General features: G+C 72.1%; 17 protein-coding genes and 3 tRNA genes. 10 read left to right on the forward strand and 10 right to left on the reverse strand.

The genetic code is table 11. The features are described from left to right. Positions 1 to 2 precede the first annotated feature (2 nt). Entirely contained in the window at positions 3 to 998 is a 996-nt protein-coding gene (gene bioB, locus OG470_RS15965) for a biotin synthase BioB (RefSeq protein ID WP_328425067.1), read from the reverse strand. Between the two features lie 205 nt (positions 999 to 1,203). On the opposite strand from bioB, the gene OG470_RS15970 reads away from it, so the two are divergent. Genes OG470_RS15970 through OG470_RS15985 form a run of 4 tightly spaced genes read left to right on the forward strand, consistent with a single transcriptional unit; the run spans position 1,204 to position 5,409 of the window. Beyond that, the gene (locus tag OG470_RS15970; protein WP_328426391.1) at positions 1,204 to 2,340 is read left to right on the forward strand and encodes an 8-amino-7-oxononanoate synthase; all 1,137 of its coding nucleotides are present in this window, start codon (positions 1,204 to 1,206) and stop codon (positions 2,338 to 2,340) included. A 58-nt stretch (positions 2,341 to 2,398) separates the two neighbouring features. Continuing rightward, positions 2,399 to 3,103, forward strand: coding sequence for a dethiobiotin synthase (gene bioD, locus OG470_RS15975; RefSeq protein ID WP_328426393.1), 705 nt, complete (start codon positions 2,399 to 2,401; stop codon positions 3,101 to 3,103). A gap of 54 nt (positions 3,104 to 3,157) precedes the next feature. Beyond that, positions 3,158 to 4,729, forward strand: coding sequence for an ATP-binding protein (locus OG470_RS15980; protein ID WP_328425069.1), 1,572 nt, complete (start codon positions 3,158 to 3,160; stop codon positions 4,727 to 4,729). Between the two features lie 2 nt (positions 4,730 to 4,731). Then, on the forward strand, positions 4,732 to 5,409 hold the full coding sequence (locus OG470_RS15985) for a response regulator transcription factor (RefSeq protein WP_328425071.1): 678 nt from the start codon (positions 4,732 to 4,734) through the stop codon (positions 5,407 to 5,409). 31 nt (positions 5,410 to 5,440) lie between these two features. Here OG470_RS15985 and OG470_RS15990 read toward each other — a convergent pair whose 3' ends face one another. The 3 genes from OG470_RS15990 to OG470_RS16000 form a co-directional block, all read right to left on the reverse strand. Next, complete coding sequence (locus tag OG470_RS15990; protein ID WP_328425073.1) at positions 5,441 to 6,241, reverse strand: ABC transporter permease; 801 nt, start codon at positions 6,239 to 6,241, stop codon at positions 5,441 to 5,443. Next, complete coding sequence (locus tag OG470_RS15995; protein ID WP_328425075.1) at positions 6,238 to 7,170, reverse strand: ABC transporter ATP-binding protein; 933 nt, start codon at positions 7,168 to 7,170, stop codon at positions 6,238 to 6,240. Before OG470_RS15995 ends, OG470_RS15990 begins: the two co-directional genes overlap by 4 nt. Before the next feature lie 87 nt (positions 7,171 to 7,257). Next, positions 7,258 to 8,109, reverse strand: coding sequence for a polysaccharide deacetylase family protein (locus tag OG470_RS16000; RefSeq protein ID WP_328425077.1), 852 nt, complete (start codon positions 8,107 to 8,109; stop codon positions 7,258 to 7,260). 141 nt (positions 8,110 to 8,250) lie between these two features. On the opposite strand from OG470_RS16000, the gene OG470_RS16005 reads away from it, so the two are divergent. Further along, on the forward strand, positions 8,251 to 8,529 hold the full coding sequence (locus OG470_RS16005; protein ID WP_328425079.1) for a hypothetical protein: 279 nt from the start codon (positions 8,251 to 8,253) through the stop codon (positions 8,527 to 8,529). Here the strand turns inward: OG470_RS16005 and OG470_RS16010 are convergent. Beyond that, a complete protein-coding gene (locus tag OG470_RS16010) occupies positions 8,503 to 9,684 on the reverse strand; it encodes a cytochrome P450 (RefSeq protein ID WP_442931137.1) in 1,182 nt (393 codons plus the stop codon). The two genes, OG470_RS16005 and OG470_RS16010, sit on opposite strands and share 27 nt — an antisense overlap. A gap of 9 nt (positions 9,685 to 9,693) precedes the next feature. Then, positions 9,694 to 10,362 carry a class I SAM-dependent methyltransferase gene (locus OG470_RS16015; RefSeq protein WP_328425081.1) on the reverse strand — a complete coding sequence of 223 codons (669 nt, stop codon included), beginning with the start codon at positions 10,360 to 10,362 and terminating at the stop codon, positions 9,694 to 9,696. Between the two features lie 177 nt (positions 10,363 to 10,539). On the opposite strand from OG470_RS16015, the gene OG470_RS16020 reads away from it, so the two are divergent. After that, entirely contained in the window at positions 10,540 to 11,379 is an 840-nt protein-coding gene (locus OG470_RS16020) for a hypothetical protein (protein ID WP_328425083.1), read from the forward strand. Between the two features lie 51 nt (positions 11,380 to 11,430). Here the strand turns inward: OG470_RS16020 and OG470_RS16025 are convergent, their stop codons facing one another. Both OG470_RS16025 and OG470_RS16030 read right to left on the reverse strand, forming a co-directional pair. Then, entirely contained in the window at positions 11,431 to 14,361 is a 2,931-nt protein-coding gene (locus OG470_RS16025; protein ID WP_328425085.1) for a M36 family metallopeptidase, read from the reverse strand. Positions 14,362 to 14,561: 200 nt separating this feature from the next. Next, positions 14,562 to 15,164 carry a TetR/AcrR family transcriptional regulator gene (locus OG470_RS16030; protein WP_328425087.1) on the reverse strand — a complete coding sequence of 201 codons (603 nt, stop codon included), beginning with the start codon at positions 15,162 to 15,164 and terminating at the stop codon, positions 14,562 to 14,564. Positions 15,165 to 15,563: 399 nt separating this feature from the next. Between OG470_RS16030 and OG470_RS16035 the strand changes: the two genes are divergently transcribed. From OG470_RS16035 to OG470_RS16045, 3 genes are all read left to right on the forward strand, one after another. Further along, positions 15,564 to 15,636, forward strand: a tRNA-Gly gene (locus OG470_RS16035). A gap of 34 nt (positions 15,637 to 15,670) precedes the next feature. Beyond that, positions 15,671 to 15,741: transfer RNA gene (locus OG470_RS16040), tRNA-Cys, on the forward strand. Between the two features lie 14 nt (positions 15,742 to 15,755). Continuing rightward, positions 15,756 to 15,830, forward strand: a tRNA-Val gene (locus OG470_RS16045). Between the two features lie 145 nt (positions 15,831 to 15,975). Here OG470_RS16045 and OG470_RS16050 read toward each other — a convergent pair. Both OG470_RS16050 and OG470_RS16055 read right to left on the reverse strand, forming a co-directional pair. Then, positions 15,976 to 18,069 (reverse strand): ATP-binding protein, encoded by a 2,094-nt coding sequence (locus OG470_RS16050; protein ID WP_328425089.1) that lies wholly within the window; start codon positions 18,067 to 18,069, stop codon positions 15,976 to 15,978. Between the two features lie 385 nt (positions 18,070 to 18,454). After that, a complete protein-coding gene (locus tag OG470_RS16055) occupies positions 18,455 to 18,982 on the reverse strand; it encodes a PadR family transcriptional regulator (protein ID WP_328425091.1) in 528 nt (175 codons plus the stop codon). A 62-nt stretch (positions 18,983 to 19,044) separates the two neighbouring features. Here OG470_RS16055 and OG470_RS16060 point away from each other — a divergent pair, with 62 nt between their 5' ends. After that, on the forward strand, positions 19,045 to 19,797 hold the full coding sequence (locus OG470_RS16060; RefSeq protein WP_328425093.1) for an alpha/beta fold hydrolase: 753 nt from the start codon (positions 19,045 to 19,047) through the stop codon (positions 19,795 to 19,797). Positions 19,798 to 19,801 lie beyond the last annotated feature (4 nt).

The raw sequence follows: 19,801 nt of genomic DNA on the forward strand, positions 1-19,801 counted from the left end.
TCTCAGAGGGTCGCCGAGAGGGCCTTGACCGGCATCTTCAGCTCGTCCAGCAGGTCCAGGTCGGCGGTCGCCGGCCGACCCAGCGTGGTCAGGTAGTTGCCGACGATCACCGCGTTGATGCCACCGAGCAGACCGTCGCGGGTGCCCAGGTCACCGAGGGTGATTTCCCGGCCGCCCGCGTACCGCAGGATGGTGCGCGGCATGGCCAGCCGGAACGCGGCGATGGCCCGCAGCGCGTCCTTGCCCTCCACGACCGGGCGGTCACCCAGCGGCGTGCCGGGGCGGGGGTTGAGGAAGTTCAGTGGCACCTCGTGCGGGTTCAGCTCGGCGAGCTGCGCGGCGAACTCCGCCCGCTGCTCGACGGTCTCGCCGAGGCCGAGGATGCCGCCGCAGCACACCTCCATGCCGGAGTCGCGGACCATCCGCAGCGTCTCCCAGCGCTCCTCCCAGGAGTGGGTGGTGACCACGTTCGGGAAGTACGACTGGCAGGTCTCCAGGTTGTGGTTGTAGCGGTGCACGCCCATGTCGACCAGGTCGTCGACCTGCTCCTGGGACAGCATGCCCAGCGACGCGGCGACCTGGATGTCGACCTCGGCCTTGATGGCGGCGACGCCCTCGCGCATCTGCTTCATCAGCCGGGCGTCCGGGCCGCGCACGGCGGCCACGATGCAGAACTCGGTCGCCCCGGTCTTCGCGGTCTGCTTCGCCGCCTCGACCAGCGACGGGATGTCCAGCCAGACCGAGCGCACCGGGGAGGTGAACAGGCCGGACTGGGAGCAGAAGTGGCAGTCCTCCGGGCAGCCGCCGGTCTTCAGCGAGACGATCCCCTCGACCTCGACCTCCGGGCCGCACCACCGCATCCGCACGTCGTGGGCGAGCTGGAGGGCGGCGGGCAGGTGCTCGTCGGGCAGGTTGAGCACGGCGAGGACGCCGGCCTGGTCGAGGCCGACGCCGTCACCCAGGACCTGGGTTCGGGCCTGGTCGAGGATCTCTGGCATGGCTCGTACCCTACAAGGCCCCCGGGTCAGCGGGAACGGCCTGCTGGCCGGTCGGTCCGCTCGCAGCGGGCCTGCCTCGAAGCTGGAGTTCGGTGCAGGTTTGGCCCCGCGTACCGAGTGGATCCGTCGGGCCGGTGGTGGCGGGTGGTAATTTCGCCCGGCGGGTGTCGGGGTGACCGGCCCGCACGGCGGCGAAGGGGTGACGGTGGCGGACTGGCTGGCGGCGCTCGACCGCCGCGCGGATCTGCGGGCGAAGGCCGGGCTGACCCGGCGGCTGCACCCGCGTCCCGCTGGCGACGGGATGACCGATCTGGCCGGCAACGACTACCTCGGCCTGGCCACCCATCCGGAGGTCACGGCCGCGGCCGTGGCGGCTCTGTCGGCGTACGGGCTGGGAGCGACCGGGTCGCGGCTGGTGCGCGGCTCCACCGACGCGCACCAGGCGCTGGAGGACGAGCTGGCGCAGTGGCTCGGCACCGACCGGTCCCTCGTCTTCTCCTCCGGCTACCTGGCCAACCTTGGAGCGCTGCGGGCCCTCGTCCAACCCCGGACGCTGCTCGTCTCCGACGCGCACAACCACGCGTCCCTGATCGATGGCTGCCGGATCTCCGGCGCGGAGACCGTGGTGACGCCGCACGCGGACGTCACAGCGGTGGCCGCAGCGTTGTCGGCCGCCCCGGGCCGCCCGGCGGTGGTGGTCACCGAGTCCGTCTTCTCGGTCGACGGCGACCTCGCCCCGCTGGCCCGGCTGCACGAGGTGGCCCGCCGGTACGGCGCACTCCTGCTGGTCGACGACGCGCACGCGCTCGGCGTGACCGGTCCGACCGGCGCCGGTGCGGTCGCCGCCGCCGGGCTGGCCGGCGAACCGGACGTGGTCGTCACCGCCACCCTGTCCAAGGCGCTCGGAGGAGCGGGTGGCGTGGTCGCCGGCCCGGCCGAGTTCGTCCGGCACCTGGTCGAGACCGGGCGCACCTTCATCTTCGACACCGCGCTGCCGCCCGCGGTCGCTGCCGGCGTGCACGCCGCGCTGCGGCTGGCCAGGGCCGGCGACGGCCTGCGCGCCGAGCTGGCCGACCGGGTGGCGCTGGCGGTCGCTCGGCTGCGCGCGGCCGGGCTGACCGTCTCCGCGCCGGACGCGGCGGTGATCTCGGTGACCGCTCCCGGGCCGGAGGCGGCGACCACCTGGGCCGCCGACTGCCGGGACCGGGGCGTCGCGGTGGGCTGCTTCCGGCCGCCGTCCACCCCGGACAGCCGTTCCCGCCTGCGGCTCACCATCAGCGCCGGGGTGTCCCGGGCCGATTTTGAACGCGCCCTGGACGTCATCGTGGAGTGCGCGCCGTGAGCGCGAGGAGTGAGCCGGGTTTGCGAGCGCTGCGGTGAGCGAGCCGTGGCGTGGCCCGGTGCTCGTCACCGGCACCGACACCGAGGTCGGCAAGACGGTGGTCACCGCGGCGATCGCCGCCGCCGCGCAGGCCGCCGGCCTGCGGGTGGCCGTGGTCAAACCCGGCCAGACGGGTACGTCCGGCGGCGAACCCGGCGACGTGGACGCGATCAACCGGCTGGCCGCCCCGCTCACCGGCCATACCCTCGCCAGCTTTCCGGACCCGCTGGCCCCGCTGGCCGCCGCTCGGGTCGCCGACCTGCCGCCGCTGGAGCTGTACACCGCCGTGGACGCGGTTCGCGAGGAGGCCGACAAGCACGACCTGGTGCTGGTCGAGGGTGCCGGTGGGTTGCTGGTCCCGATGGGGCTGCGCCCGTCCGGCGAGCCGTGGACGATGGCCGACCTGGCGGTGTCGCTCGGTGCGCCCGCCGTGGTGGTCGCCCGCGCCGGGCTGGGCACGCTCAACCACACGGCGCTGACCCTGGAGGCGCTGGACCGGCGGGCGGTGCCGGCCGGCGTGGTGATCGGCGCCTGGCCGGCCACGCCGGAGCTGGTGCACTGGACCAACCTCACCGATCTGGTACCGAACCTGCTCGGCGCGTTGCCCGCCGGTGCCGGCGCCATGGACCCGGGCGTGTTCCGGCGCTCCGCGCCGGGCTGGCTTACCCCAGCCCTGCACGGGGTGCTCGACGACTGGCGGGCCTGGGCCGAGGAGATCGGCTGATCACCTGACTTTCGTCGGTGTCCGGCCAGGTCGTGCGTGGGTAGCCTGGCCGCCGTGAGGATCCCGAGGTGGCCGGTGGACGGGGCGTCGGGCGTGGCGCGGCCGAAGGATGCGTTGCTCTGGGTGGTGCTCGCCGCCCCCATCGGGTTCGCGGGGCTGACCCCGCCGTTCTCGCGGCACGGTCTGGCGTCGCTGGTCGGCGGGCTGGCGCTGCTGGCCGTGGCGGTGGTGCTGAGCCGGCGTCGGCCGCTGGTCGGCCTGCTGCTGGTGGTGCTCGGGTCGCTGGTCGACGGCAATTTCGTCTTCGCCATTCCGGTGTTCAGCTACCTGACCGGGCGGCGCAGCGCCGGGGCGGCCCCGGCGGCCGTGCTGTTCGGCGTGATCGCGTTCGGTGGCACGGTGCTGAACCTGGGGTTGCTCGGCACCGCGGCGGGCACCTGGTTCATGCTCGCCTCGGTGCTGCTCTTCGCCGGTGTGTTTCCGTGGCTGGTGGGCCGGTACCGCCGGCAGCAGCAGGAGTTGGCCGACGCGGGCCGTCGGCAGGCTGACGCGCTGGCGCGCGAACAGCGCGGCGCCGCCGAGCGGATCCGGCTGCGCGAGCGGGCCCGCATCGCCGAGGAGATGCACGACTCGCTCGGCCACGACCTCAGCCTGATCGCGCTGCGCGCCGCCGCGCTGGAGCTCGCCGACGACCTCGACCCCGCACACCGGGCGTCGGTGGGGGAGTTGCGGGCCAGCGTCGCCGCCGCCACCGAGCGACTGCACGGCATCATCGGCGTGCTGCGGGAGGAGGGCGGCCCGGCTGGGCTCCGGCCCGCCGGGGAGACCGTCGCCGACCTGGTGGAGGGTGCCCGGGAGGCGGGGATGGCGATCCGGTTGGACGTCCCGCCCGGTGCGGTCGAGCTGCCCGGGATGACCGGGCTCGCCGCACACCGGGTGGTCCGGGAGGCGCTCACCAACGCGGCGCGCTACGCCCCGGGCGCCCCGGTGACCGTCACTCTCGCCCCCGCTGCGGACGAGATCGAGGTGCGGGTAGTCAACGGGCCGGCACCGGCCGGCCCGCTGCCCACCCCACCGTCCTCCGGCAGCGGGCTGCTCGCCCTCGCCGAACGGGTCCGCCTGGCCGGCGGCATGCTGGACGTTGGCCCGCGCCCGGAGGGTGGCTTCGCGGTACGGGCCCGACTGCCACTGCCCACCGCCCCTGCCAGCGTGGTCTCCGCTGTCCCTGCCGCCGGTGGGTGGCCGGCCGCGGATGAGGCGCCCGGCCCGGTCGAGGGCGGCGCGGAGCGGCCGGCCGACGCCGAGCTGCGCGACGCCCACCGACGGGTACGGCACAGCCTGCTGCTGGCGCTCGGCGCCCCGGCCGGCCTGGCCCTCGTCCTGTCGCTGATCTACTACCCGGTCGCCACGGCCGGCGCCGTGCTGGACGAGTCGGCGTTCGACCGGATGCGGCCGGGTGTGGCGCGCGGCGATCTGGCCGAGCTGCCCCGGCGGCAGGTCGACCCGAGTGCCGGCGTACGGCGGGCCGGCTGCGAGTACTACACGGACGGTAACTTTCCCCTCGCCGCGCCGACCTGGCGGCTCTGCTTCGCCGACGGCCGACTTGTCAGCAAGGAGCGGATCTGACGATGACCAGCGACACCATGGAACGTGGGCCGGTACGGGTTGTCCTCGCCGATGACGAGGCGATGATCCGGGCTGGTGTTCGCGCCATCCTCGCCGCCGATCCGGGCATCGAGGTGGTCGCCGAGGCCGGCGACGGGCGGGCCGCGGTGGAGCTGGTCCGCGCACACCGACCCCGGGTGGCGCTGCTGGACATCCGGATGCCGCGGCTGGACGGGCTGGCCGCCGCCGCCGAGATCCGCCGGGTGGCGCCGGCGACGGCGACGGTCATGCTGACCACCTTCGGCGAGGACGACCATGTGGCCCGGGCGCTCGGACACGGTGCCAGCGGATTCCTGCTCAAGGCCGGGGACCCGCGCGAGCTGATCGCCGGGGTGCACGCGGTCGCCGACGGCGGGGCGTACCTGTCGCCGCGGGTGGCCCGCCGGGTGATCGAGCTGGGCGCTGGGCGGTTGGCCCGCCGGCCCGCAGCGCGGGACCGGACGGCGGCGCTGACCGAGCGGGAACGGGAGGTGCTGGCACTGGTCGGGGCGGGGCTGTCCAACGCCGAGATCGCCCGCCGGCTGCACCTGGTGGAGGGCACCGTGAAGAGCTACCTGACCAGCATCTTCACCCGGTTGGACGTGCGCAACCGGGTGCAGGCGGCGATCATCGCCTACGAGGCGGGGCTGGTCGACGGGTGAGCGGGGGCCCGCAGGGCCCCCGCTCACCCGTTCAGGCGTCGCGGCGGCGCAGCGCCACCCGGCCCAGCAGCAGCGCCGCGCCGGCCCACCCGGCGAGCAGCAGCAGCCCGACCGCGCCCGGGTACGGCTCGGTGTCGCCGGCCAGGAAATGCCCCCCGGCCACGCCGGGGAACACGTCGGCGATCCGGTTCAGCACGGCGATGTCCGGCTCCTGAAGCGACAGCGGCACGATCATCAGGGTGGCGAAGAGCACGGTGAGGGTGAGCACCGCGCTGCGTAGTGCCGCGCCGAGGCCCAGCGCGAGCACGCCCACCAGCGCCAGGTAGGTCGCCACCGCCACGATGTCGCCGATCGTGCCGGCGACCGGCACGCTGCCCCACTCGCCGAGCACCGGCCACGCGACCAGTGCGCCGACGCCGCCGAGCAGCAGCCCGAGGGCGAAGGTGACCGCGCCGGCGACCAAGGCCTTGGCCAGCAGCACCCGACCGCGTGCCGGGGTGCACTGCAGGGTCGTCCGGATGGTGCCGCTGGTGAACTCGGCGGTGATCGCCAGTAGGCCCAGCGCCAGCACGGCGTACTGGGTCAGCTCGACGGAGTCGATCACCACGCTGCCGACGGTGACGATTCCCCGGTCGTCGAGCGGGTCGTCGTTGGTGTTGTCGTTGGCCGCGTAGATGGCCAGCTGGACGGCGCTCGCAGCCATCAGCAGCAGCGCGGCCAGCGCCGTCCACCAGGTGGTCCGCACCGAGAACAGCTTGGTCCACTCGGCGGCCACCGCGCCGCGGAAGGCGACCGGGGCGGGACGGGTGTTCGGGATGGTTCCGGTGCTCATCGTGCCCCGCTTCCGGTCGGGCCGCCCGCGTACTCGACGCTGGCGGCGGTCAGCTCCATGAACGCCTGCTCCAGCGACGCGCCGTGCGAGCTCAGCTCGTGCAACCGCACCCCCAGCTCGTACGCCAGGTCACCGACCCGGTCCACGGTGCTCCCGGTGACGGTCAGCTCGTCGGGGCCGGCCGGCTCGACGGTGGCGCCGGCCGCGACGAGGCGCGCGCCGAGGGTGGCCAGCCCGTCCGGGTGCGGACTGCGGACCCGGACGGCGACCGCGCTGCCGGCGATCACGTCGTCGATCGGCGCGTCGGCGAGCAGCCGTCCGCGGCCGATTACCACTAGCTGGTCGGCGGTGAGCTGCATCTCGCTCATCAGATGGCTGGAGACGAAGACGGTCCGTCCCTGGTCGGCGAGCGAGCGCATCAGCTGTCGGACCCAGCGCACCCCGTCCGGGTCGAGGCCGTTGACCGGCTCGTCGAACATCAGCACCGGCGGGTCGCCGAGCAGCGCGCCGGCGATGCCGAGCCGCTGACCCATGCCGAGGGAGAGGGTCTTGCCCGGCTTGGCGGCGGCGCGCTCGTCCAGCCCGACGGTGTCGAGCACCTCGTCCACCCGGCGGGCCGGGATGCCGTTGCTGCGGGCCATGGCCAGCAGGTGCGCCCGGCCGGACCGGGTCGGGTGGATGGCCCGGGCGTCGAGCAGCGCGCCCACCTCGTGCAGCGGCTGCCGCAACTCCCGGTACGCCCGGCCGCCGACCAACGCCTGCCCGGCGCTGGGCCGGTCCAGGCCGAGGACCATCCGCATGGTGGTGGACTTGCCGGCGCCGTTCGGGCCGAGGAAGCCGGTGACCCGGCCGGGCGCGACGTCGACGGTCAGGGCGTCGACCGCGACGGTCGCTCCGAACCGTTTCGTCAACCCACGTAATGTGATCATGCGCTGACGCTAGGCGTACGGACCGCCCTGCCGCCGCGCCCGAACGGCAGCACTGCGCCCTGACTTTCGTCAGGTCCGCAACGTCGGTCAGCCCACGTAGTCCTCCAGCACCGCCGGGGTGAGCCCGGCCCGGTGGATCGCCTTCAGCGCCGCGAGGAGGTCGTCCATGAGCGCCGGCCGGAAGTGCATCAGCAGTACGTCGCCGGGCCGGACGACCTTCTCCGGGGTCTGGTAGCGCACTTTCCCCTCGTGGACGGTCTCGGTCCAGTGGAAGACCGCCTTCATGCCGCAGTCGTGGGCGGCCTTCAGCGTGGTCGAGTCCCGGTCGCCGAATGGTGGGCGGAACAGGGTCGGCCGCTTGCCGAACAGCGTCTCCAACGTGTCCGCCGCGCCGCAGATCTCGTGCTTCTGGGAGGCGTACGACCGGCCCGTCAGCGAGGGGTGCGTGATGGTGTGGTTCGCCACGACCCCGCCGGCCGCCTCGATCTGCCGGAAGTAGTCGGTGTGCTCGGCTGCCGCTGGCGAGTTCAGGAACATGGTGACCGGGATGTGTGCCTCCCGGATGAAGTCGATCACCTCGGGCGGGCGGGCCAGCCCACCGTCGTCGATGGTGATGAAGGCGACCTTCTGCTCGGTTGGCACCCGGTGCCAGAACGGCGCCGAGCCGTTCGCCGCCGGCTGCACCGGTTGCGGTGGTGGTGCCGCGGGGAAGGCCGGCACCTGCGACACGTACCAGGCCAGGCTCTTGAATGCGGGCTTTCCGGTCGCGGACGGCGAGGTTGACGGCGTCGCCGAGGGCGCGACGGACGGGCTCGGTTGATCCGCGGTGATCCGCTGGACCTGGAGTCTGGGGCGGTGGTCGGCTGCGCAGGCGCTCAGCGCCAGGAGGGCCAGAAGTGTTGTTGCCGCGCGGATGCGGCGCACAGGGGTTGCTGACACGCCCGGAAACGTATCGAGTCGATGTCAGGATCTTGCAGCCCGGTGGTGCTCCCGCTGGCGGCAACGAGGTGTTGTCCGGGCTGCCTAGTCTCGGGTCAGAGTTGCTTCGGTCAACGGGGGCGGCGGATGGCGCGGTGGATCATGCAGGTGCTCGCCACATGTGGCTTCGGCCTGCTGCTCGGGTTCATCGGGCTGAGCATGACCTTCAATCTGTTCGGGACGGTCGACGAGCAGGCCCGGCGGATCTCGAAAAGCTCGTGGAACCGCCTCTGGGGAGCGCCCGATCGCGACCCGGCCGAGGTACGGCAGGATGTCGGCTTCCAGATCGGGCGGCTCATCGTGGGCGGTAGCACCCTGCTTCTCGGCGCGGCCGCGGTGATCGGGAGCATCGTGCTACTGGTCCATGGCCCGCTCGACTGACCGGATCACGAAGGCGTCGGGCATCCGGAAGGTGAGGTTGTCCGGGCACCAGGGCGCGCGGACCACGGTCACCCCGTCGAGCAGCAGCGCGGCCTCGGCCACCACCACGGCCGCCTCCATCCGCGCCAGCACGTCACCGACGCAGCGGTGCGCACCGGCGCCGAACGCCACATGCCGGCGCGATCCGCGCTGACCCGGGCGGAACTCGTCGGGCGCCTCGACGACCGCCGGGTCCCGGCCGGCGCGGGCCAGCCAGAGCACGAGGCTGGTGCCCGCCGGCACCACCGTCCCGCCCAGCATGCTGTCCGCCGCCGCGACTCGGCGCCAGGTGACGATCGGCGGTTCCAGTCGCAGTCCCTCCTCCACCACGTCGGCCGCCGCGACCTCGCCGGTGCGGAGCCCGGCCCGCACCGACGGCTCCCCGGCCAGCCGGTGCAACAGCAGGGTCAGGAACTGCGAGGTGGTCTCCTGCCCGGCGACCAGCAGGAAGAAGAGCGCGCCGACCACCACGTCCGGCGCGTGCCCGGCCGCGCGCAGTTCGGCGGCCAGCCCGCCGCCGGTGGCCGCGAAGTCGCGCAGCACGCGGTGGAACCGGCCCACCTCGGTGGCGAGCGCCTGCTGCCGGTCGGCGTCCAGCGGCGCCCAGAACAGCTCCAGCGCGGCCCGGGCGAATTCCTTGACCGCGCCGACCGGTTCGTCCGGCAGCTCGACCAGCCGGGCCAGCACCAGCAGTGGCAGGTCCGCGGCGAGTTCCGTGTGGAGGTCGACTGGCGCGCCGGCGTCGAGCGTGGCGGCCAGCCGGGTGACCCGGTCCCGGACCAGCGCGGTGAGCCAGGGGCGCTGCGCGGCGACCCGGGCGGGGTGCAGCGCGCCGGCGACGATCGACCGGATCTCCGGATGGCTGGCGCCCGAGTTGTTCGCCAGGGTCGGTGGCAGCCGGAATCGATGCCCGGCGAGCACCCGCAGCGCCGTCACCGGCATCGGGGTCACCGCGTCCAGCGCGTTGTCCGGCCGGTAGGTCGCCGGGTCGGCGAGGACCTGGCGGACCAGCGCTTGCCGGGTCACGACCAGATGGGGTACGCCGACGTGGTCGGTCACCGTGGCCACGTCCGGCCAGGGTGCCTCGACCTCGGACGCCCAGCTCCGGAACAGCACGCCGCCACGCTAGCCGGCGGCCCCCGGCAGCCCGGCCCGCAACTGCCACACGGTGGTGCGCTTCACCCGGACGCTCTCCAGGGCCTCCGGCACCGGCACGTCGTAGTGGGCCAGCTGATCGAAGCGGTCCCGGGGCAGGAACGCCCGACCGGGGTCGCCGACCAGCACCGGGGCGCCGGCCCGGGCGGCGCGGAGCAGGAATCGCAGCATCCGGCGGGCCATCGCCTCGCTGTAGAAGGCGTCCCCGGCGAGCACCACCTCGGCGTCACCGGCGTCGCCGTCGAGGATGTCGCCGAACTCGGCGTCGACGCGTACCCCGTTGGCCTCGGCGTTGAGCGCGACGGCCGCGACGGCCAGTTCGTCCACCTCGACGGCGCGGACGGCGGCCGCGCCGGCCCGGGCCGCGGCGATGGCCACCAGGCCGGAGCCGGAGGCGAGGTCGAGCACCCGGCGGCCGGCGACCAGCTCCGGGTGGTCGGTCACGTAGCGGGCGAGGGCCTGGCCGCCGGCCCAGGCGAAGGCCCAGAACGGCGGCGGTCGGTCGGTGCTGAACTCACCCTCGGTCAGCTCCCAGAGCCCGATCGGCTCGTCCGCCTGGTGCAGCCGCACCTCGGGGACGAAGGCCACCGGGGTGAGCCGGGCGTGCAGCCGGACGAAGGTGGTGGAAAGTTCGGACACGTCGGCGATTGTCCCAGCGACCCGGCACCCGGCGTGTCGCGGGGGACCGGTGACCGGTTCACCACCGTCGGTGAAAACGCGCCCTGTCCTTGCCGCCCGGTGCGAACACACCCGTCTGGTCGGGTCGACGCCCCGCTCCTAGCGTTGCGTGGTGGAGGCAACCGAACGGAGACGGCGGTGGTGACGGTGTGGCGGTACGCGCTGCGGCTCGGGGTGGTGCTGGCCTGTCTGAGCGGGGTGGAGCTGGTGCTCGCCGCTCCGGCGCAGGCGGCGTTCACCACCGAGTTGAGTGGACTGCCGGCCCGGTTCACCGCCGGCGACCAGGTGCGTACGGTCTCCGCGGTGGTCTCGCGGACCGACCGGCGCGGCGGGTGCGTGAAGGTGCGCTGGTCGATGGTGCTCAGCGTGCAGGGCATCCGACTCGACCAGGTGAAGATGGACCGGGTGGAGGAGACCGGCGACTTCCCGCTGGAGATCCAGACCGAGGGCGACGTGGCCCGGCTGACCGACCGGCAGCTCGACCCGGGCACGCTCTGCCCGGATCGCACGGTCACCGCCCGCTACCGGTTGGCCTTCGCCGAGGACGTCACCCAGGGGCGGGTCACCCTCGCCGCGGAGGCGTACGACGCGAACCTGCGCCTGCTGGCCCGCCAGACGGCCACCCGCTCGGTGGTGGGGGTGGGCGGCGTCCCGAGCAGGTCGGCGGAGCCGACCGGAACACCAGCGGAGCCCAGCGACCCGGCGAACGCGCCGGGCGAGGAGGAGAGCACGGGGCCGGTCGGCGACCAACCGGTCGACGCCGCGCCGCCGGAGGCCGGCCGCCCGGTATCGCAGGCCGGCGGCTTCGGCGTGACGCAGGCGGCGTTCCTGCTCGGCGGGCTGCTGCTCTCGCTCGGGTTGGGGCTGCTGCTGCGGCTGCGCCACCTGACCCGGGTCGCGACCGCGGAGGCCGACGACCCACCGGTGGACCGGCTGTGGGAGCGGCCGGCCGGCCGTTGGCGAACGGCCGGCCGCTGATTCGAGGTCGAGGTGGTCGGGGCCGGCGGAGGTCCGCCGGCCCCGACGGTGTCACTTCGAGAACGCCTGGAACTCGGCGATCCTGACCTGGTTCCGGGCCGGGCTGGCGGTCGCGCAGTCCGTCGTCGTGGCCGGGTCGTTGTCCTGCTCACCGGCGTACTGCGGGCCGCCGGTGCACTGGCTGGCCAGCACCTCCAGCCGCAGGTGGGTGGCGAGCGTGGTGGGCACCGCGAACGTCCGGAGGTTGATGTCCCGGGTGTACGCCCGGTACGCCCCGCCGGGGAACGCGTCGCCCGCACTGGTGTAGATCCGCTGCCAGCGCGCCGGATCCGCGCAGTCAGTGGTCTTCGCGTTGCAGGCCGACACCGCGAACGAGCGCAGCGCGCTGAGCGCGTTCTGACTGCCGGTGTCGGCGTCCCCGGTGATCGCCGGGCGCAGCATGGCGCTGACGTTCACCCGCTTGACCACCTGCGGTGCGTCCCCGGGCAGCGCCACGGTGAGCTGCCGGCCGGCCACCCCGTCCAGCGAGGCCCAGTTCGTCGCCTCGGTGTCGTCGGCGACCCGGTCCAGGTTGACCCCGTCGCCGCTGACCGTGGCGCCGGACGCCGTGGACGCGAGGTTGCGGCTCATCCGCAGGTCCACGTATCCGTCGTGATCGGCCTTGGCGACCACGCTGAGCCGCTGGTGCCCGAAGCCGGGCGCCACCGCGAGCAGGTCGTACGTGCCGGCCACCAGCTCCACGGTGTCCGGGATCGGCGTGGCCGGGTCAGTGTCCGCGATCGGCATCGCCCGTGCCTCGTACGCCCCGACGTACACCCGGATCGGCGCGTCGGCGCTGTCCCCGCGCGGGCGCAGGGTGAGCGTCGCGTTGCCGCCGCGCGGCGAGGCGAAGCTCGGCGTCGGGTCGGTGTCACCGGCGCCGTTGGTGACGGCGTCGCGGCCCATCCCGGAGCGGGCGAACTCGGCCCAGATCAGGTCCTGGTTCGCGCCGCCGAAGCGGAGCAGGTCGGCGGTGAGCATGTTGTCCCGCATGTCGAGCATGCTCACCTGGCTGGCCGCCTGGAGCAGGAACGAGTCGAAGACCAGCTGCGACCAGCGCCGGTTGCCCGGGCACTTGTCGGCGGCGACCTTCCCCTGCGCGCACTCCAGTTGCCGCTGCGGGGTGCCCAGGCCGTACCGCTTGACCAGCGCGGAGCGGACCCGGAAGTTGGTGGCGCCCCAGATCTCCCCGTCGGCGTGCACGGCGGGACCACCGGTGTTGTAGCCGATGTCGGAGTAGTTCAGCGGGCTGCGGCTGAGGTCGTAGTTGCGGATGCCGCTGACCAGGTTGCCGGTGACGTAGCCGCCGGTGACGAAGGGCGTCTCGCCGGGCGCGCGCAGCCCGTGCTGGAAGAGGTACTCGGCGGCGAGCAGGTCGCTCCACGACTCACCCATCGACCCGCCCTGGTGGCCGCCGATCCCGCTGTCCGGGCCGGCGATCATCCGGTTGCTGATCGCGTGGGTGTACTCGTGGCCGATCACCGTCATGTCATAGTCGCCGTCCACGCACGGCGGGTACGGCCCGCCGGCCTGCGGCTGCCACAGGTACATGTTGGTGGTCGGCGGCAGCCCGTCGCGCGGGGTGCCCTGGTTGGCGTTGTTCCGGTTGCCGGTCAGCGCACCCTGCTGGGCGCGGCCCTGCTCGGCGTCGCCGCCCAGCCCCGCCGGGGTGAGGTTGACCGCCTGGAGGTTCCACGCCGACTCGGTGAAGCCCAACTGGTACGCCCAGTCGTGCATCCGGTTGTGCATGGCGAAGAGGTTGCCGATCGCCGCGTCGGCGTCGTTGCGCTGCGCGGAGGTGAACACCTCCGGATTGCACTTCGCCTGGTGCCACTGGTCCGTGAACGGGTACTCGTAGCGGCGTTCCGGGCTGGGGGTGGCCGGGACGACCGGGGTGCCGGCACCCCAGGAGAGCACCGTGTTGGCCGAGTTGCCGCGCGAGGTGAAGGTGGGCGTGCCGGTTGCCGCGTCGACGTCCCACGGCTGGCCGGTCGCCGGGTCGCGGAACGCGGCCTGACAGCCGGGCGTGGGGTCGCCGCACCAGCGCACCCGGGGGTCCTGCCCGGGAGCGAGGTCGCGGGGCGGGGTGGCCGGGAAGACCGCCCAGCTCGGGTTGTCGGAGTCGAAGTCGACGAGGTCCTCACGGACCAGCACCTGCCCGGTGATCCCGTCCACGTAGGTGGTGAACGCGGCCGGGTGGTCGGTGTCCGCGCCGATCAGCGTCACCTCGTATCCGGCCCGAGGCCCGTCAACCGGGGTGGGCACGGCCACCGCGCGCACGGTGTGGCTGGCCACCGCGCTGGCGTCCAGCTTGGCGTCGGCGAGCGCGGCGGCGTACGCCTGCTCGGCGGTGCGGGTGGCCGGCACGGGTGCGCCGGTGTCGCGGGCCAGCGAGGAGCTGACCGAGAGCACCGCGCCGCCGGAGACCGCGATGGTGACCAGGCCGTCCGGGCCGGCCGGCAGGTCGCCGAAGCGCTGCCGCAGGGTGACCACGGCGCCGCTGCCGATCGGCCGGACCAGCACCCGCTCCAGGCTGGCCACCGTGGCGGTGTCCATTCCGAACAGGTCGCGGTTGGCGGCCAGGTAGGCGCGGGCCGCGGCCTCCGGGTTGGTGGGCAGGCCGGTGGCGAGCGGGGTGCGGCCGGGGCCGAGCGCCTGCGGGGTGCCGAGCCGGTTCCACCGCACGTCGGGATCGGCGGCGCGGGCCAACCCGCGCTGGCGGGCGTCCGGTGCCGCCGTACCGGTGCGGTTGTCGACGTCGGCGTGCTGGTGCCCCTCGGCGAACGGCCCGGAGCGGCGCTCGGCGGACGGCGCGCCGCCGGCGGGGGCCGCGGTGCTCGCGCCGGTGGGGAGCAGCGCGGCGACCGTCGCGGTCGTCGCCAGTACGGCGATGAGCCGGCGTCGACGCCGGCTCATCGGGGGTGACCACTCCGGTTGTGGCACGGGACCTCCTCGTGGGAGCGAGATGGCCGGCGGCCGCCGGCCGACGCTGCGCGGTAACGCATGCGCATCTGTGGATATCAGCCGCTGGGGGCGGCGGCAAGGCCCCGGGCCGGCGACGCGCCGACAGATCGAGATAAATCAACGGTGCCGGGGTCCGCACGCCCGGCTGCCCGTCGGATCGACCCGGCCAACCCGCGGGGTCAGTCCAGGTCGGTGGGGTCCAGGCCGAGTTCCCGGGAGGTCACCAGTCGGACCCACTCGCCGAACTGCCGGCGGGAGATCACCCGGTCGTGCACGGCGAGCTGCACGGCCAGGCCGTCCATCACCGCGCTGATCCGCCAGGCCGCCCCGTCCGGGTCGGCGCACTGGAAGGTGTCGTCGGCGACCCCGGCCGAGATCACCGCGGCCAGGTCCTGCCGCCAGCGCAGGTCGAGCCGGCGGGAGACCTTCTCCACCTCGGGGGTACGCAACGACTCCGACCAGCCGTCGATCCACATCGACCAGGAGGTGGCTCGCCCGGCCGGGGTGTAGAGCTTGAGGATCCGCCGGAGCTTGGTCAGCGGCGGGGCCGAGGAGCGGGTCACCACGTCCAGCCGGGCCAGGTCCTGCTCGACCGCGTACGCGAATGCCTGCGCGAGCAGTCGCTCCTTGGTGGCGAAGTGGTAGAAGACCAGCGCCTGACTCACACCGGCCGCCTGCGCCACGTCCGCTGTCCGGGTGTTGGCCAGACCGCGCTCGACGATCACGTCACAGGCGGTGCGCAGCAGGGCATCCAGGCGGATCTCGGCCGCACGTCTCGTCACGACCGTTACCGTAGCCTATCTACCCGAACACGAACAGTTACTGCCACCGTCCGATTCGTCGCACGACAGTCGGAAGCCGGACACTTCCTGAGGGTGCCTTCCGTCGTTCTTCTGGGAGTGTTCGTCGAGGTCCGCCGGCACTGGTCGACGCACCGGGACGCCCACCAAGGGGCGCCCCGCCTGTGCGGTGCCGGCAGGCCCCGGCGGTGCCGGAGTGTGACGATCAGGGAGTTACCAGGTCAGCCCCCTAGGAAGCCCGTCGGTGGTGGCTCCGATCCCGCCAGCGGTCGCACTCGTCCACCTGCTTGGGTGGGACGCGCCGAGCCGGACCCCGAGTTGGCAGTCGTTCACCGGCTCGGCTAAAGTTCTCATCCGTCACCCGGGAACGTCCGGGGGCGTGCGGACGTAGCGCAGCTGGTAGCGCATCACCTTGCCAAGGTGAGGGTCGCGGGTTCGAATCCCGTCGTCCGCTCGGAGCTGCCGCCACGTATGACGGGGGCAACCTCGGTGGGGTGGCCGAGAGGCGAGGCAACGGCCTGCAAAGCCGTGTACGCGGGTTCAAATCCCGTCCCCACCTCAGCAACAAGGCACGGGCGATTGGCGCAGTGGGAGCGCGCTTCCTTGACACGGAAGAGGTCACTGGTTCAAACCCAGTATCGCCCACCAGCAAAAAAGGCCAGGTCAGAGATTATCTGACCTGGCCTTTTCTTGATCTTCACCCTAGATCATGAGTCACCCGTGAGTTGCGACGGTCTCCATGCCCGCAGACACGCCGGCCAGCCCGGAACGAGCCGCACTCATCGCCGGTCATTTATACAACGACCCGGACTGCCGTACTACCTTCTGGCGTCACAAGCGGGCGAGGCTTCAGCTCGTGCTTCCACAGGATTTCGCATATCTGGTCGAGGCCTCGAGTGAGGTGTCGACGGTAGGTTGAGAACGGTAGATTCAACCGATGGGCGGCACTTTGCTGGGTTCGTGACCCTTCAAGGTAGGTGGCGGCGACGGCGCGATGCATTTTGACCGTACGCGGATCCTCGCGCAGTGCGCTGACGGCGTCGCCGAGCACATCTCGCAACGCCTCGGCCACTGCCGCCTCGTCGACCGGCTGACCGGCGAGCGAATGCCGGACGAGCTTAGCGTGCCTGAGTGGATTGGCAGCCAGTTCGCTGGTGCTCCGCCAGCTGCCGAGCGCATGCCGTACTGCCGAGTCGAATTCAGTTCGCGACAGTTTGTTCATGGCGCCGGCAGGTTGAGTGGTGGGCGACGTGTTGTAGCGGTCCGCGAACCAGTGTTCGAGGGGGACGTGCTCCCAATTTCGGCCGAACAGCGTGTGCTCCACGCCGTCGATTCGGGGGCGCTGCGGGACCGGCCGGTGTTGTGCGTGGTCCATGAGCCGACGCCAGTAGTCGGGATCGGAGGGCACGACATATGAGCAGGTCAGATTCTCCGCTTGTACCCACTCCGCCATGATGCGCAGCTGCATAGGGTGCAGCCTCGCCGATACGCGGTGGTACGAAGCGGGATAGACAAGAAACCGGTCAATCCTGATGTGCTCGTGGGCGCGCAGCGCGCCGGTCTCGGTGGCGTGGGCCCAGGCGGCAGCCGCGACCGGGTCTCGCTGGAGTGCCTCTCGGTCACCAGCACGAAGCCGGATCCATACCATGAACGCGACGAGAGCCCCGGATTCCGAACGATAGAGGCGTACGCACTCCGGCTCTCGCTGCAGCCAGAAGTCCAGAATGGCGATGGACTCCGGCCCTTCGGTCTCGGCCGCCATCGCGAGGACGTCGTGGCGGTCCTCCGGATTCATGGCTGCCTCGTGTAGCTGTCCTTCGTACGGGGTACTGAAGAAGTAGCGGTCCTCCTCCCCCAGTTCAGGTAGCAGGAGGTGAGACAGGTCCTGCATCGCGGGCAGCACGTCGGAACCGGTGGCGGCCCGGCCGACCTGGAGCAGATACGGCCAGATTCGATTGTAGATTTCGGCGTAGCGCTGTTGATTTCGCCATCGCAGGTCCGCCTCCAGGACCCCGCGGACGATGTCGTGCGGATATATTCCGCGTGGACCCAGTTCTACGTATGGTTGCTGAATCAGCCAGTCGAACACCATGGCAGCGTCCGACTTGCTCATCACCGTCTGGAGCAGTCCTTCCGTAGTCACACGCGCTTGGGTCAACACGGTCAGCGCCACACGATGCGTCTCACTCGGCACGGGTCCCACGAGCTGACCCATCAACGGCGCGATGAAGTCCTGCGTGGGTCTCCACCTGGCATGGGAGGCACCGATGCGGGCGGCGGCCTCTGCCATGAGGCTCAGGGCCAACGGATTCCCGCCGGCGAAGGCGGCGATGATGTCTCGTAATTCCGGCCTCACAGCACGGGCATCGAGCAACGCGGCAGACTCCTTGAGACTGAGCCCATCGAGTTCCATCACTTGAAGTGTGCCCGCCCAGGCTACGTCGGAGGTCCAGCTCGCCGCCGGTGGTCTGCGGCCGGCCACGACCACCACCACACCGGTCTTGACCTGTGGAAGGAAGCGGTCCCGCAGCCAGTCTTCCAGAACCTCGCACTTCTCGAAGGTGTCAATCAATACCACCGTTCGGTGATCGGTGTGTGCCGTCTCCGCCTCCACGAAGAATTCGGCAGGAGACGGCTCAGTGCGGCCGTCGATTTCGATCACAGTGCGACCGGCTTCCTCGGCTTCGTCCTTGAACCGCCGGAGCAGCGACGACTTGCCGATTCCGCCGGGCCCATACAGAAAACACACCGCGTATGCGCCGGGCTCACCTGCCAGCGCGGCCCGAAATTCGGCCAAGTAATGCTCTCGACCGATGAGACCTCGAGCACGAGACTCGCGGAGACGGCCCGCCAACCGGGCCTGCGGCGGGGACGGGAATTCGTGCATGACGCAAAGGTCCCTTAACAAATCTGAGCGCTAGGCTGCCGCGGCTGCGAGGCGGCCGGCTCAAAGCGTAGACGGGTTCAACGTTCTGCCATGGTCGACAACGATCACCCTTTGGCATGGCGACTTTGATGAAAGATCAGCCTACCCGAAGCGGGCGGGTCGACTGCCTCCAGGGACAGTCGACCCCCACTACCTCGGTTTATTGACCGGTTACTGCAAGACGCGGTGCGATGTGACCTGGTCGAGGGACGATTTCGCCGAGGTGGTCGAGCGCCAGAACCGAGCCGAGGACGAGGCAGCCAGGATCGGTGGACCGATCCTGGTGTGTGACACCGATGCCCGGGCCAAAGCCTTTATGTATGTGCCCCCGCTTGGCCGCACGACCTCATCGCGTGAGTGATGTCAGCAGCTCCCGCAGCCAGGCGATCTCGGTGCGGCTGGTGGTGGTGGCGATGCGGAACAGCCCTTGGCGGAAGGGGTCGTCGGGGAAGTCGGCGGCACGCAGTGGTCGGTCACCGTCCCAGAAGAAGCTCGCCGGCTGGGTGAGGAAGTCGAGCCGACGCTGCAGGACGGCGGCCTGGCCGGCCGGGTCGTCGAGATGGCGCAGGAAGGCCAGCAGCGTGAACCAGCGGTTCTCGTCGGTGATGAACAGTTCGTCGGGGGTGCGGAGCTGACGTCTCAGCTCCGCCTCCCCGGCTGGGCTGAGGATGAGCACGTGCCGTGGTGCCGCCACCTGGCCGGCCTGCACATCGCGACGGAGAAAGCCCGCACGCTCCATTCGCTTGATCGTCGGGTACAGCGTCCCGTCCGCGATCGGTCGGACGTGGCCGGTGAGCGCGGCCACGCGCCGGCGCAGCTCGTACCCGTGCAGCGGGGCGTCGGCCAGGAAGCCCAGTATCGCGAACTCCAACATCGTGTTAGCTTACCTCCGCAACGGTATACCTCGAAGCCGAGGTATTAATCAGGAGGTACGTGATGCGCGGCGCCCAGGTGCGACCAGATGGCACGACGATCCGCTGGGTGGAGCTGCCCGGCGCCGAACCCACCCGGGTCTACCTGCACGGTCTGGGCGCCTCCTCGCCGGTTTACTACGCAGGAGTGGCCACCAACCCCACACTCGCCGGACGGCGCAGCCTGATGATGGATCTGCTCGGGCACGGCATCAGCGACCGACCGGCCGACGCCTCGTACACGTTGGAGGAGCACGCCGATCTGCTCGCCACGGCGCTGACCGCGGCCGGCGTCAGCGGCGCGGAGGTGATCGCCCACAGCATGGGCGGCGCCGTCGCCATCGTCCTGGCCGCGCGCCATCCGCACCTCGTCGCCGCACTGGTCCTGGTCGACGCCACCCTCGACCCGCAGCCTCCGGGCGTCGGCATTCAGGCCCGCTACACCGAGGAGCAGTTCGTCCGCGGCGATGGTCGAGCCGAGACGCTCGACCGCGTCGGCCCGGCCTGGGCGGCGACCATGCGGCTCACCGGTGCGGAAGCGCTCTACCGCACCGCGGCGCACCTTGGCGCCGGCACCACCCCCACCATGCGTGACCTGCTGCTCGACCTGCCTGTGCCGCGTACCTACCTCCACCCGGCCGAAAGCGAACCGATCGGTGCGCGTGCCCTCAGCGACGCCGGCGTGCGGGTGGTCGCCGTGCCGGACGCCGGCCACAACATCATGTTGGACAACCCCGACGGCTTCGTCGCGGCCACCGCCGCGGCACTGCTGGCGTAGGGCA

Origin of the sequence: Micromonospora sp. NBC_00389 (genome assembly GCF_036059255.1) — a bacterium.
Lineage (GTDB): Bacteria > Actinomycetota > Actinomycetes > Mycobacteriales > Micromonosporaceae > Micromonospora.

Excerpts from the sequence above, each read along its gene's own strand:
- OG470_RS16060 (WP_328425093.1), top strand. The coding sequence starts at position 19,045 with ATGCGCGGCGCCCAGGTGCGACCAGATGGCACGACGATCCGCTGGGTG.
- bioB (WP_328425067.1), bottom strand. The coding sequence starts at position 998 with ATGCCAGAGATCCTCGACCAGGCCCGAACCCAGGTCCTGGGTGACGGC.
- OG470_RS16055 (WP_328425091.1), bottom strand. The coding sequence starts at position 18,982 with ATGTTGGAGTTCGCGATACTGGGCTTCCTGGCCGACGCCCCGCTGCAC.
- OG470_RS15995 (WP_328425075.1), bottom strand. The coding sequence starts at position 7,170 with ATGATCACATTACGTGGGTTGACGAAACGGTTCGGAGCGACCGTCGCG.
- OG470_RS16005 (WP_328425079.1), top strand. The coding sequence starts at position 8,251 with ATGCAGGTGCTCGCCACATGTGGCTTCGGCCTGCTGCTCGGGTTCATC.
- OG470_RS15985 (WP_328425071.1), top strand. The coding sequence starts at position 4,732 with ATGACCAGCGACACCATGGAACGTGGGCCGGTACGGGTTGTCCTCGCC.
- OG470_RS16050 (WP_328425089.1), bottom strand. The coding sequence starts at position 18,069 with ATGCACGAATTCCCGTCCCCGCCGCAGGCCCGGTTGGCGGGCCGTCTC.
- OG470_RS15990 (WP_328425073.1), bottom strand. The coding sequence starts at position 6,241 with ATGAGCACCGGAACCATCCCGAACACCCGTCCCGCCCCGGTCGCCTTC.